Here is a 13832-nt window from a genome sequence, read left to right as displayed (position 1 = left end):
CGATCATCATTGGGGCGTTTGCAGGCAGCGGATGGCTTCTAGCATTCCACGGGCTTTGTTGAGGGTTTCTTGGTACTCGCTTTGGGGCACGGAATCGGCCACCAGACCCGCCCCAGCCTGGACGCTGACGGTGTGGCCACCATCGGGCTTGGCCTGCACAATCATGGTGCGGATAGTGATGGCGGTATTGAGCTGGCCCTCGAAGTCGTAGTAGCCGTAGACGCCGGAGTAGGGGCCACGGCGGCAGGGTTCGAGGTCGTGGATGATCTGCATGGCACGAATTTTGGGCGCACCGCTGACGGTACCCGCTGGGAAACAGGCTTTCAGCAAGTCCCAGGCGGTTTTGCTGGGTTCCAGCTCCCCCACCACATTGCTGACGATGTGCATGACGTGGGAGTAGCGCTCTACCACCATCAGTTCATCCACCCGCACGGTGCCGCTGGCGCAGACCCGGCCTAGGTCGTTGCGGCCCAAATCCACCAGCATGACGTGTTCGGCAATTTCCTTGGGATCAGCCAGCAGGTCGGTTTCGTAGGCTTTGTCTTCGGCGGCGGTTTTGCCCCTGGGGCGGGTTCCGGCAATGGGGCGCACGGTGGCGATACGGGGAGACTCTGGCCCGTCGGCTAGGGTGGCTTTTACCATCACCTCCGGGCTGGATCCGATGATCTGCCAGTCCTGGAAATTGAAGTAGGCCATGTAGGGGGAGGGGTTGATCTGCCGCAGGGAGCGGTACAGGTCGAAGGGTGCGCCGCTGTATTCGGTGGAAAGCCGCTGGGAGATGACGACCTGGAAAATGTCCCCGGCCTGGATATGCGCCTTGGCCCGATCCACACAGGCACAGAATTCCTCCGGGGTGCGGTTGCTGGTGAAGGCTAGGGGTTCCCCAGTCTGATGCCCCGGTGGTGCCCACGGTAAGCGTCCCTGCTGTTCGGAGAGGGGCAGGGTGAGTTTATCTACCAACTGGCGCACCCGACCACAGGCTTCCTCGTAGGCTTCTTGCAAATCTCGATTGGGATCGCGCAGGTCGGCGTAGGCGATGGCCCAGACCTTGCGCTGCACTTGGTCGAAAATCAGCAGACTATCCACCTGCATCCACAGGCCATCGGGTAGGTCGCCTTCCGTGGCGGGATGGATGGGGACGGTGGGTTCAATCCAGCGGATTAACTCATAGCCCCAAAAGCCAAACAGGCCGCCAATCCCCGACGGTAAGTCTGGAATTTTTACCGGATGGAAGGGGGCGAGGCAATCTGCCAAAATCTCGAAGGGGTTACCCTCAAAGCGGTTCACGGTGCCGTCCCGGTGGGTTTGGGTGGAGACTTCATCCCGGCTTTCCATCACCCACAGTGGGTCACAGCCGAGGAAACTATAGCGGCCCAGGGTTTCGCCCCCCTCCACCGACTCCAGCAAAAAGCTGTAGGGTTGCCCCGCGCAGACCTTATACCAGGCCGAAACGGGGGTGTCCAAATCCGCCACCCATTCTTGGTAGACCGGAACAAAATTACCCTGGCTGGCGTAGGCTTGGAACTGCTGAAAGGACGGGGAAATCATGGAATTCTTCTACAGACCGAGAAAAGTAAAAAGGGCATAGCGTTGCCATGCCCCAGGTATCAGGATATAGATGTTTGCAACAGAGAGAACAACCAAAAGGAGTAGAACGTTACCGCGAAAGCAAAGTCCTGGGCAAACGGGCTGGCCTAGACTTCGTAGGGAGCCTTGCCGCTGAATTTGACGGTGGCGGGATCGGGGTTGGAACCGATATTGCGAGCCACGCTGCCCACGGCGGTACGGCCTTCGTTCACCTTCTCAGGGAAGACGCCATCGGCGGGGTGCAGATACTGGGTTTCACCGCTGGGATAGATGCGGTAAATTTTGTAATTTTCAATTTTGGGCTTGAACTTGGTGCGGAGCTGGGTGCCGAGGGCGAGGCACTGCTCTTTGCGGGCCAGATACAGAAGGTTGTCCCCTTCGTTCATCATGGCCGCGCCCCCCGTGGGCATTTCAAAAACCTGCTTCTTAGAACTCGTCCAGGTGATGGCGTATTTTTCTTCCACCTGGGCTTTGGTCAGAAGGCCGCCGGTGCTGCCCCCGAAAATAGGTGTTTGACCTGTAAGCGTTTCAGTCATGAATTCCTATCTCTCAACCGTTTGTTGGGAATCCTATCATCGCAACCCTAGACAGTAATACCAATTGTTGAGGAAGTGTAACAGTTCTTCAGAGAAGCCCCGCCGGATCGCCGGATGTCGCAGGCCCACCGTGCCTTTGGAATGGCCTAGGGCGATGGGCTAGAACCCCTGACTGGCCAAGCCTTGAGTCCATCCGAGCGGCCCCATTACCGGGGCCGTGCCGTTACAGAATTCCGGGGCTAGGCTAGGCTGTATTCCTACGATAGCCCTGGGTCTATGAAGTCTTGCAAAGTACCGAGATAGCGCTGTTTTGTTTCGGCGGTCTTTCGTGAAAACTAGAGATATCTTCCTCAGGGTGACCTTCTGAGTGAACCCATCGGTGGCACTTCATTGGCAATGCCCATGCTTAACCATTCTCTATCTCTGCCAAGGGCCATGGCCATTGTTCCTACACCGTTAACCGTTGCCCCCAGTACTCCGGCTACCGTGGCGATAGCCCAGATGGGCGACTTGGGAACAGGATTGATGGACAGCCTGCATCCGTCGGTGCGGGCTAGTACGGTGGTGGTGGATGCCGAGGGGCGAGTGCTGGGAATGCTGCGGGCGGTGGATGTGGTGTGCTGGTTGGCCCAGGGGTTGACCTTGGATCACGTCTTGGTGCAGCAGGTCATGACCCCAGCGGCGACGGTGTGGCGAGCATCGGCATTGCCCGATTGGCCGGAGATGGCCACCGTCTTAACCCAAGGCTTTCCTGTGCCCGTGGTGGATGATCAGGATTGTCTGGTGGGCCTGGTGGTGGCTGAAAGCGTGGCAGAGGTGGTGTCTGCCTTGGCCCAGTCTGCCTTGGAGGCTGGCCCTGGGGATCGCGTTGCCATACTTCAAGATCGCGAAACCCGCTACCAGGCATTGATGGATCGAGCTAGTGACGCGATTATGATCGCCGACCTAGAGGGGCACATTCTGGAGGTGAACCGTCAGGCGGAAAAATTGCTGGGTTACACCATGGCGGAACTCTCCGCGATGCACTTTACCCAACTCCATCCCCCGGAGGACTTGCCCAGGGTGATCGCCGCCTTTGAGCAGTTGGCCAATCAGCAAGTTTGCCAGGTGCTAGATGTGAACTTTCGGCGGCGGGATGGCCAGGTGGTGCCCGTGGACATTAGTGCCTCGGTGATTTCCCTGCCGGATCGACCGATTATTCAGGGTATTTTCCGAGATATCCGCGAACGCAAGGCCATGGAGCAAGCCCTGCGCCACAGCGAGGCTCAGTATCGCCAGATTGTAGACACCGCCAGCGAGGGTATTTGGGTGATCGATGCCCAGGGCTATACCCTCATGGGGAACCTGGCCCTCGCCCAAAGCCTAGGCATTGACCCAGGGGCCATGGTAGGGCAGTCGCTATTTCAGTTTGTAGACACGGTGGATCGCCCTGCCCTGGAGGCCCATTTTCAACACCATCGGCAGGGGCAGGGAGGCCAGTATGAACTGCCCCTACGCAGCCAGGACGGCACCCGGCGCATTATGTTGGCCTCCGTGAGCCCCATGGTGGACGGGGCGGGCACCCACACGGGGATGACTCTGATGCTGACGGACATCACCGACCGTAAGCAGATGGAAACCTCCCTGGCGGCGAAAACCGAGGAGTTGGATCGGTTCTTTTCCGTCGCCCTAGATTTGCTCTGCATTGCCAGCCTCGACGGTCGGTTTGTGCGCCTCAATCAGCAGTGGGAGACGGTGCTGGGCTATCCCCTAGCGGAATTGGAGGGCCAGCAATTCTTAGACTTTATTCACCCCGACGACCTAGAGAGTACCCTGCAAGAGATGAGTCGCCTAGATCAGGGCGGTGTGGTGCTGAATTTCGTCAACCGCTATCGTTGCCGGGATGGGCAATACCGCTGGATTGAGTGGCGGTCGGCCCCCAGGGGAACGTTTATCTACGCCGCCGCCAGGGATATTACCGACCGAGTGTGGGCGGAACAGCAGGAACGCCAGCGAGCGGAGCAGGAGAAGGTGCTGCGGGAAATTACCCAGCGGATTCGGCAGTCCCTCGACCTGCAAACCATTTTTGATACCGCCTGTCCTGACATTCGCCAGGTGCTAGGGGCGGACCGGGTGGGCATTTTTCAGTTTGATGACCAGGGTGATCGCCCAACCGGGCAATTTGTGGCGGAATCGGTGGGGGAGAATCTGCCGTCCATTTTGGCGGTGCCCGTGCCCGACTATGGCCAGAGAGCCGCCTACCAGCCCCTCTACCAGGGCCATCCCTACGTTAGCGTCCCCGATCTGTTGGCCCTAGACGCGGGCGAACATTCGGTGCTAGCCCAGTTTCAGGTACAGGCTAGCCTGGTGGTACCGTTGCTGGCTGGGGCAAGGCTGTGGGGTTTGCTCTGTGTGCATCAGTGCGATGGCCCCCGCCAGTGGAGTGAGGCGGACGTGGCCCTGGCCCAGCACTTGGCAAATCAGTTGGCGATTGCCATTTACCAAGCCAGCCTGTTTGAACAACTCCAGCGGGAACTGGCGGAACGGCAGCAGGCCCAGGATCAACTCAGCGAACGCAATCAGCAGTTGGCCCTCTCGAACCAAGAACTGGCCCGCGCCACCCGCCTCAAGGACGAATTTCTGGCCACCATGAGCCACGAACTGCGAACCCCCCTCAACGCTATTTTGGGCATGACCGAGGGCATGGAGGACGAAACCTTTGGCCCCGTGACTGCGGCCCAGCATCGCGCCCTCCACACCATCGAACACAGCGGCAACCACCTGCTATCCTTGATCAACGACATTCTGGACGTGGCCAAAATTGAGGCGGGGCAAATTACCCTAGACCCTCAGCCCACTGACGTGTCCCAGCTTTGTGCGGCCAGTTTGGCCTTTATTCACTCCCAGGCGGTCAAAAAGCGAATCCAGGTTAACACCGATATTGCCCCCCATCTGCCCATCCTATGGCTGGATGAACGCCGGATGCGCCAGGTGCTGATTAACCTGCTCAACAATGCTGTGAAGTTTACCCCAGAGGGCGGTGAAATCACCCTCACCGCCGCGCTGTCTTCGACGAATCAGTGGCTGCATCTGGCGATTCGCGACAACGGCATTGGCATTGCCGAGGCCGACCAATCCCGCCTATTTAAGCCCTTCGTGCAAATTGATAGTGCCCTCAATCGCCAATATACAGGCACAGGGCTGGGGCTGGCCCTGGTCAAGCGCATTGTGGAACTCCATGGTGGCACGGTGTCCCTGGTGAGTAGCGTGGGGGTAGGCAGTTGTTTCACCCTCGATCTGCCCCTGATTCATCCCTCCTATTCCTCCTCCCCTTCAGATGTGGTTACACCTATGACGTCCTCCTCTGCTCCCCCCACCGCATCGGCTCCGCTGGTTTTGCTGGCGGAAGACAACGAAGCGAACATTCTGACGATCAGTAGCTACCTAGCGGCCAAGGGCTATCGGCTGCAAACGGCAAGCAATGGCCAAGAGGCCGTAGATGCGGTCTTGGCGAATCCCCCCGATATTGTGCTGATGGATATCCAAATGCCGGAGATGGACGGCATTACAGCGATTCAAAAAATTCGCCACCACCCAGCCCTAGCCCAACTGCCCATCATTGCCCTCACCGCCCTAGCCATGGAGGGAGATCGGGAGCGCTGCCTCCAGGCCGGAGCAACGGACTACCTCAGCAAACCCGTGCGCCTACGGGAACTGCTCGACCTTATCCAGGCGCTCCTCGGATCGGCCAACGCTTAAACGGCATCCCCTCAATACCTGGGAAATGTCCACTGCTTCGCTAAACCTTGCGCTACGGCGTAACCATCGAGGTTTTGGGACGGGCGAAAATCATCCGTCCGGCAGAGGTTTGCAGAGATCCGGTGACGACGACCTCCAGTTCTTCCCCGATGTAGTCGCGGCCCTCTTCCACCACGACCATGGTGCCGTCATTCAGATAACCCACACCCTGGGAGGGTTCCTTGCCTTCTTTGAGGATTTTCAGATCAATGTCATCCCCTGGTAGGTAGGCGGGGCGAATGGCCTGGGCGAGGTCGTTGATGTTGAGCACCTGCACCTCTTGGAAACTGGCCACTTTGTTGAGGTTGTAGTCGTTGGTGAGCAGGGCGGCATTGAGTTCCTGGGCCAGCTTCACCAATTTGGCATCCACGGTGGGGATGTCGTCGTAGTCCTCGGAGTTAATCAGTACGCGATTAGGGTGGGACTCCCGGATGCGGTTCAGCACATCCAGTCCCCGGCGACCCCGGCCCCGCTTTTGGTCGTTGGAGGCATCGGCCACTTGCTGAAGCTCTTGCAGCACAAACTGAGGAACAAGAAGTTGCCCTTCCAAGAAGCCCGTTTCCAAAAGCCCCTCAATGCGGCCATCGATGATGCAACTGGTGTCGAGCACCTTGGTTTTAGAGGGCTTCAGGGTGCCCTCGGCCACCAGGGTCGATTCCAACGTGCTGGGGCTGACCAACCGCAGCAGAGATCGCCCGTGGGTATCGGCTAGGTTCATGCCAGACACCGCAAACAACACACTCCCCAGCACCGCCGTCAACGGTTTGATGAAGCCAAACTCAACGGGAATCGGCAGCAAAAACAGCGGGGCCAGCATCAGGTTGGCAATCAACAGCCCCAACACCAGCCCCACAGCACGGGCCAGCAAACGGTCGGGGGGAAGTTCTTTAATCTGTCGTTCTAGGCGACGATAGCTGGTTTGCACCACCAGCCCCAATCCCGTACCAATCAGGCCGCCAAACACCGCCGTTACGGTGCCCAGACCCTCCATATTGGTGACTTGGGCCAAAATAGACTGTGGCAGCAGGTCAATGCTATAGAACCCGATCCCCGCGCCAGCTAGGATGAAGGAGAATACAATGAGTGCGTCTAGCATGGTGGTTGGCCGTAGGGGCGATGGTGGCGGCGGATAAACGGTGAATTTGGACTTGGACGTTAAAGGAGTGTTGAATAAACGAAGATATCAAGTCTCAGTGTACTCTGCCGATCTGAATGCGACGAAATACCTAGTCAGGCAAAAGTATATCGTTAATTTCTAGTGGCTAAAGGTAGGGGTTCCCGGACTCATCTCCCCTTTGTAACCTACGCTCTACGGTATTCCCCTGGGCGGGGGCACCCCGTCCCTACCTTGTCCACCGACTCCCGACTTCCAACTCCCGACTCCCATGATTTCCCCCCACGCCTCGCTCCATGTCGCCCTCAACGTCAGCGACCTCGCCCAGGCCGAAGCCTTCTATGGCGGCGTGCTGGGTTTGCAGACGGTGGAACGCCCCTTCTCCTTTCCGGGGCAGTGGTACCAGATTGGCGGGTTTCAGATTCATCTCATCGTGGCAGACAAGCCCTATTCACGACCTCAGGATACGGAAAAGTGGGGTCGCTATGCCCACCTGGCCTTGGCCGTTAGGGATTTGGAGGCGATGGCGGCGGTGTTGGAGCAGGCGGGTTGCCCCGTGCAGCGCAGTGCCTCTGGACGAGCGGCGTTGTTTACCCAAGATCCCGACGGTAACGTGATTGAGTTGACCTGTGTTCTGGATGAACCCTGTTGAGCACATCCCCTGGGTTAATCCTGAACAAACAGGGCGGTTGATGAACATTCTTGGCAGAGAGGCGTGTGCAACGAAGTGATGCTTATCCTTACGGCAAGGCTTGATTGAGGGGCATTCACAACTTCTGCACGACGTTAGATTTGGCCCCATCGCCCTAGTAGGACTTGGTTCTAAAGTCATCGTTAATAAACCCTGATCCCATCACAGGCTGGTGTTGAATGGGGGTGGCCTATCCTGGGCGGAGGTTCTGCGCCATGACCCACTCTCTCTACATCAGCACCACCGAGGCGGGCAGCGGCAAGGCGCTGGTCTCCCTCGGCATTATTGAGCTGATTCTGCGGCGCACCACCCAGGTGCAGTTTTTTCGGCCCTTGGTGCATGTGCCGGATGGGGCCAGTTCCACCGACCCGGCCCATCCGAGTTGGGACGAAGACATTGATCTGCTGATCAGTCACTTCAACCTGAAGCAGAGCTACGAGGAATCCTACGGGTTACTGGCCCCGGAGGCCAACGATCTGCTGGCGGAACAGCGGGCCGATGAGGTGATCGACACGATTATCAGCAAGTACAAGGCGCTGGAAAGTCGGGCGGACTTTATCCTCTGCGAAGGGTCGGATTATTTGGATGAGAACTCGGCCTTTGAGTTTGGCTTTAACCAGGAGGTGGCCAAAAACCTGGGCGCTCCGGTGCTGATTTTGGCCAGTGCCTACGGACGCACCCTGGAGGAAATGATCAACCCCGTGCAGCGGGCGGTGGATGCCTACCTGGGCCACGGCTGCGATGTGGTGGGGGTGGTGATCAATAAGGCCGACCCGGAGCAGATTGAGGCGATTAAGGAATCCCTCTTTCAGCATTTTGGCCTGCGGGGCTGGCTGTTGTCGGTGATTCCCTACCAGCATCGCCTCAGCAGCCCCAGGGTGCGGGATATTGCCGCCCAACTGGGGGCGGAGGTGCTCTACGGCCATCGTCAGATCAGAAACCTGGCCACCAACCGAATTGTGGCGGCGATGCAGTTGCAGAATAGCCTCAACTGGCTGGAACCGGACGCCCTGATCATCACCCCTGGCGACCGGGGAGACATCATCGCCGGAATGCTCCAGGCCCACCAGTCCAGCAGCTACCCCTCCCTGGCGGGGCTGTTGTTGACGGCGGGACTCAAGCCCGACCCCACCATCGCTCGGTTGATTGAGGGCATCGCCAACCCCCTGCCCATCCTCTCGGTGAAGACCGACACCTTCACCACCGCCGCCCAGGTCAACGAAGTTCACAGCGCCCTACTGCCCGATGACCGGGAAAAAATCAACCTCAGTATCGAAGCCTTCGATACCTACGTTGACCTAGAGCGCCTGGAAAAACAAATCAGCGCTGTGCGGATGCAGGGCATGACGCCCAAAATGTTCACCTACAACCTGATGGAGCAGGCCAAGCGGGATCGCCAGCACATTGTATTGCCGGAAGCCTACGACCCGCGCATCCTCAAGGCTGCGGCTGTCCTAGTCAACCGGGGCATTGTGGACATTACCCTGTTGGGCAACCACCACGACATTCAGCAAGCCCTCAACAAACACGCCATCACCCTAGATCTAGATCAGCTCACCATCCGCAACCCCGCCCAGGAGGATTGCCTCCAGGACTACGCCGAAACCTTCTACGAACTGCGCAAGGCCAAGGGCGTCACCCTCGATAATGCCCTCGACGTGATGATGGATGTCTCCTACTTTGGCACCATGATGGTCTACAAGGGTGACGCCGACGGCATGGTCTCCGGAGCCATCCACACCACCCAGCACACCATCCGCCCCGCCCTGCAATTTGTGAAAACGAAACCGGGCTTTTCCGTGGTGTCGTCGGTATTCTTCATGTGCCTAGAGCATCGCGTCCTGGTCTACGGCGACTGCGCCATCAACCCCAACCCCACCGCAGAACAACTCGCAGAAATCGCCATCTCCTCCGCCGACACCGCCCGCACCTTTGGCGTGGAACCCAAAATCGCCCTGCTCTCCTACTCCTCCGGCGACTCTGGCCAAGGGGAAGACGTAGAGCGAGTGCGCCAAGCCACCCAAATTGCCCGCGAACGCCGCCCCGACCTGCTCCTAGAAGGCCCCATCCAGTACGACGCCGCCGTCGATGCCGCCGTGGGTTCCCAAAAAATGCCCGACTCTAAAGTGGCCGGAAAAGCCACCGTGCTGATCTTCCCCGACCTCAACACGGGCAACAACACCTACAAAGCCGTCCAGCGCGAAACCGGAGCCATCGCCATCGGCCCCATTCTGCAAGGGCTAAAAAAACCCGTCAACGACCTCAGCCGAGGCTGCACCGTAGACGATATCATCAACACCGTCGCCATCACCGCCATCCAAGCCCAGGCCGAGAAGAATCCCTAACCCCAAATCCCCCGTACGGGCGCACCGCCGTTCGCCCCAACCTCAGCCCCTTTTTTCAAAAGCCCATTTCTAGCCTAGAATTCCCCGTACGGGCGCACCGCTGTGCGCCCCAACGTTTTTGACTGGGCCTATCATTGTGCTGGCTTCGGACAACGCTATAGCTGTCGTCAGGTTCGTTAGGATATTTCATCTCAAAGCACCCCCCTCCCTCGGTGGCTTCATCTGGTGGCAAGCCATAAAGCGCTTAATCCAGTGGGTGTAGCTTTTCTCGGTTTCAAATGCCTGACCCGAAGCACCTGACGGACTTGATCAAACAACTTAGGAGGGGGAGTCATGTCAGGACTGATGTACTGAGATCAACGATGTTATTCATAGTACATCCTTACGCGGTTAAATGCTAAGCTTCTCATTAAGGTTTCCGTATAATTGCCCTGCTCAAGCGTATTATGCGGAAACCATCGGTATAAGCACCCGCTCAGGGTGAATTACACGGAAACTGGCGGTGTAACTCCCCTATGAATGGCAGTTACACGGAAAGCGTCAGTATAATAAGTTGTTAGCCCTCAGCATCGGTCTACGGATGGTTCATGAAGCTTACCTGCAAATAAATATTGCCTAGCAGCATCTTGATAATGGTTAGTGATTGCTGAGGCTTCCAGAACTTTTATCAAATTCCAGCGTTTAGAATTTGAAAAATAGTGCAGATGCACTAAGTGAGGTATAGTAGAAATATTTTGATCATAGCGAGGTATCCTTCTATAAAAGAAGGATACCTCGCTAGCCCTGAGTTTCAAGGGTATTTGCTGTTACAAATTAAAAGTTAGGACTATGCCTACTCTAATTGACAATATCCGAAGAGTAGCTTCAGAGCTTGGCACTGCTTCAGAGTCTTCAGGAGTAGATAGAGATCTTAGCTACGAAATGGCTGAAGCTCTGCGCTGGACAGAAGGAGCATCTGCTACAAGATCAATAACCATAGAGCCTAGCACAATACAAATTACTCGTGGATTAATTGGACCTCAGCCTGCTGCCATTTTTGCGGTTGGTACAGGTGATTTTGATCAAAGTTTACTGAATAACGCTGCATTTTATGCGTATCATGCATCAATCCCTTGGGGTTTAGTAGCCACAAGGGATGGAGCTATGGTTTTTAATTCTCATTGGTTAAGGCGAAACACATGGTTTCACCTTCCATTCATGCAATGGGATGAACTTGAGCGTAATATTGACATTTTCGAGGCTGTTACGCCTTCTCGAATTCGAGAAGGTTTTACTGAACGTGTAGCCACTCGATTTTATAAGCCAGATCAATTTCTGCGAAGTGTTGATGATGCTTTGGTTGAAAGGCTTGACTATTGGCGCGATGAAACCTTGAGATATTCAAAAAGTGTAAAGAATGTAGATGAGAATTTACAGACACTCTTTGCTCAATTGTTCGTTTTGCGTGCTGTTGAGGATCGCTGTCTTGCTCAAAATCTTGCATCACTGCGAACCATCTATAGCTCTAGTGGAGATGTTGATTTACAAGGACTTCGATCATTACTTCAACAAGCAAAAAATATTATCGGAAGCGAGTTGTTTGAGGTTGATGCGCTTCAACATATTCCGGAAAATGTTTTGGGAGGCATAATTAATGATCTTTATGTTCCTCATAACATCCCATATCCAGGGTTGCGCTACAACTTTGCCTGGATAGATGCTGATGTTCTGGGACTTGCTTACGAAAAATACTTAGCTACTGTTCTTGCTCCAGTAGCGCCACCATCTCAACTACAACTAAGTTTGTTTCAACAACCAATTCGTGAGGTTGAGAGGATAAGTGTACGAAAGTCTGGTGGTGTTTATTATACACCTACATATATCGTGCAGTATTTAACGGAGTCCTGCTTAAACTGTCTAAGTGATCAAATTCGCTCGGATACTATTCCAAGGGTTGTAGATTTTGCTTGCGGTTCGGGGTCTTTTTTAGTGGCTGCAACTAATTCCCTTATTCAAAGACTACGAACATATGATGCACATAGGAACTGGGCACGAGAACTAGTAAATGGAAAGCATATTATTGGAGTTGATGTTGATGAGCGTGCTGTAACAATGGCACGACTAGCGCTGTGGCTTCGCTTTGCGGAAGAGCCACATCCGCTTCCATTACCCCGTCTAGAAGAGATTGTTATTCAGGGTGATTCTTTAAGTCAAGAAGTTTGGGAATTAATACCTGATAAATACGATGTAGTTCTAGGAAATCCACCATTTCTTGCAACTAATCGCACACCTAATCGTGAAGAATTATCCTCTCGGTTTAGATCGGCACAAGGGAAATATGATTATTCATATTTATTCGTTGAACTAGCAGTGAGCCGTCTAAATCCTCATGGAGTGCTTGGGATGGTTGTACCTAACCGTTTGTTTAGGAACCGAGATGCCAGTACTATTCGCGAAATATTAACACTGGAAACTAATCTTCTAACAGTAGTTGATTTTGGTTCTAATGAAGTCTTTGAGGGTACTAGCGCTTATATCGGTACTATTATTGCTCAAAGACATAACTCAAGATTTGAAAATCAAGCTGACTCTGTTCGAGTTATTAACGTACAAGATGTATCCCCGCAATTTCTATCCTTTTTCTTGCTAAATGCCAACTTTAGAGGTGAAGAAAGACGCAGTAAAACCCTTGTGGCTTATGATTCATCGTATCCACGAGGTAGTAGTCCTTGGTTATTGATATCACCCTCTGCACGACGTGTTCGTACTCGGCTTGAAAATAATAGTGAACCTTTGGGTGAAGTCGCTGGAATTTATCAAGGGATACGTACTGGAGCAAATGATATTTTTATCGTGAGAATTGAGTCAGAGGATGCTGTTTTAGCAAAAATAATTAATGGTCTTGGTGATTTTGATATCACGGAAATGTCACTATTACATCCTGTTGTTTTTGGCACTGATCTTCAAAGATATGGTGTCATTACACCAACTCGCTTTCTAGTGTACCCATATCGTAATAACACAGTCCTTCAAGAGACTGAAATTCAAACTGCTTACCCACAAACTTATGGATATTTATCACGTTATCGCGATCTTTTAGCTGATCGAGGTAGCATAGAAGCTAGTGGTTTAAAGTGGTATGAATTAGTACGAAAGCGTAATATGGATTGGCTCCAAAGCCCTAAGCTTCTAATTCGTGATCTGGCAACTGAAACTGCTTTTTCGATAGATGAAACAGGGAATACTTATCTCGTAGGTGGAACAGCAGTTGTTCCATATGATTCAGATATGCTACTTCCTTTGTTAGCTTACTTAAATAGTAAACTCATTAATCAGTATCTTAGCCAGATAACCCCCTCATTTCGAGGTGGTTTTCAGAAGTTTGAGCCACAACATTTACAAAGAATTCCTGTCTTAAGGGAAATTACAAATGGTAGTGACTTGTCCCTCAACCTTGCAAACCAGGCAGTAAAAGTCATTCGTGCACAAACACTAGGAAATGATAGTGAACGTCGTGAAGCCGAAGAGACAATTGAGGAATTGCTTTATAATGCAGCGGGCATTGATGGGGAAGGGCTACGATAAGCTGATATGCATTTAAATTGCATTGATTGTGTTTCCTTTGTTTTTGATCTTGCGATCCCATTTGATGACAAGCTGTCCTTCGTTCAACAGGTTATGAACAAGCGCTTCTAAATCCTCAATCGACTCAAATAGACGATTGGCAATGAATTCCTTTGCAGAGTGCCAAACTAACTCGATTAAATTATAGTCCGGACTGTAGGGTGGCAGAAATTCTAAAA

8 protein-coding genes are annotated in these 13832 nt (G+C 53.9%); 4 read left to right on the top strand and 4 right to left on the bottom strand.

Annotation, left to right across the window (positions count from 1 at the left end; genetic code table 11):
- Positions 1-6 precede the first annotated feature (6 nt).
- On the bottom strand, positions 7-1548 hold the full coding sequence (locus H6G62_RS04840) for an anthranilate synthase component I family protein (RefSeq protein ID WP_190492989.1): 1542 nt from the start codon (positions 1546-1548) through the stop codon (positions 7-9).
- Positions 1549-1694: 146 nt separating this feature from the next.
- On the bottom strand, positions 1695-2123 hold the full coding sequence (locus tag H6G62_RS04835) for a photosystem I reaction center subunit II PsaD (RefSeq protein ID WP_190492988.1): 429 nt from the start codon (positions 2121-2123) through the stop codon (positions 1695-1697).
- A 402-nt stretch (positions 2124-2525) separates the two neighbouring features.
- On the opposite strand from H6G62_RS04835, the gene H6G62_RS04830 reads away from it, so the two are divergent.
- Positions 2526-5861: a PAS domain S-box protein gene (locus H6G62_RS04830; RefSeq protein ID WP_190492987.1), complete on the top strand. Its 3336-nt coding sequence runs from the start codon at positions 2526-2528 to the stop codon at positions 5859-5861.
- Between the two features lie 52 nt (positions 5862-5913).
- Here H6G62_RS04830 and H6G62_RS04825 read toward each other — a convergent pair whose 3' ends face one another.
- Positions 5914-6996: a PIN/TRAM domain-containing protein gene (locus H6G62_RS04825; RefSeq protein ID WP_190492986.1), complete on the bottom strand. Its 1083-nt coding sequence runs from the start codon at positions 6994-6996 to the stop codon at positions 5914-5916.
- Between the two features lie 289 nt (positions 6997-7285).
- Between H6G62_RS04825 and H6G62_RS04820 the strand changes: the two genes are divergently transcribed.
- From H6G62_RS04820 to H6G62_RS04810, 3 genes are all read left to right on the top strand, one after another.
- On the top strand, positions 7286-7666 hold the full coding sequence (locus H6G62_RS04820; RefSeq protein ID WP_190492985.1) for a VOC family protein: 381 nt from the start codon (positions 7286-7288) through the stop codon (positions 7664-7666).
- A 254-nt stretch (positions 7667-7920) separates the two neighbouring features.
- Complete coding sequence (gene pta / locus H6G62_RS04815; protein WP_190492984.1) at positions 7921-10050, top strand: phosphate acetyltransferase; 2130 nt, start codon at positions 7921-7923, stop codon at positions 10048-10050.
- 828 nt (positions 10051-10878) lie between these two features.
- Complete coding sequence (locus H6G62_RS04810; protein WP_190492983.1) at positions 10879-13614, top strand: N-6 DNA methylase; 2736 nt, start codon at positions 10879-10881, stop codon at positions 13612-13614.
- Between the two features lie 12 nt (positions 13615-13626).
- Here H6G62_RS04810 and H6G62_RS04805 read toward each other — a convergent pair.
- Positions 13627-13832, bottom strand: a 206-nt coding sequence (locus H6G62_RS04805; protein ID WP_190492982.1) for a transposase, incomplete at its 5' end; no start/stop codon positions are given.

Source organism: Phormidium sp. FACHB-1136 (assembly GCF_014697375.1).
GTDB lineage: Bacteria > Cyanobacteriota > Cyanobacteriia > Phormidesmidales > Phormidesmidaceae > Nodosilinea.
Note: the sequence above shows the minus strand (reverse complement) of the source record. Positions and strands in the feature narration are given on the sequence as shown.

Coding starts and splice junctions, on each gene's coding strand:
- H6G62_RS04840 (WP_190492989.1), bottom strand. CDS start 1,548: ATGATTTCCCCGTCCTTTCAGCAGTTCCAAGCCTACGCCAGCCAGGGT.
- H6G62_RS04835 (WP_190492988.1), bottom strand. CDS start 2,123: ATGACTGAAACGCTTACAGGTCAAACACCTATTTTCGGGGGCAGCACC.
- H6G62_RS04830 (WP_190492987.1), top strand. CDS start 2,526: ATGCTTAACCATTCTCTATCTCTGCCAAGGGCCATGGCCATTGTTCCT.
- H6G62_RS04825 (WP_190492986.1), bottom strand. CDS start 6,996: ATGCTAGACGCACTCATTGTATTCTCCTTCATCCTAGCTGGCGCGGGG.
- H6G62_RS04820 (WP_190492985.1), top strand. CDS start 7,286: ATGATTTCCCCCCACGCCTCGCTCCATGTCGCCCTCAACGTCAGCGAC.
- pta (WP_190492984.1), top strand. CDS start 7,921: ATGACCCACTCTCTCTACATCAGCACCACCGAGGCGGGCAGCGGCAAG.
- H6G62_RS04810 (WP_190492983.1), top strand. CDS start 10,879: ATGCCTACTCTAATTGACAATATCCGAAGAGTAGCTTCAGAGCTTGGC.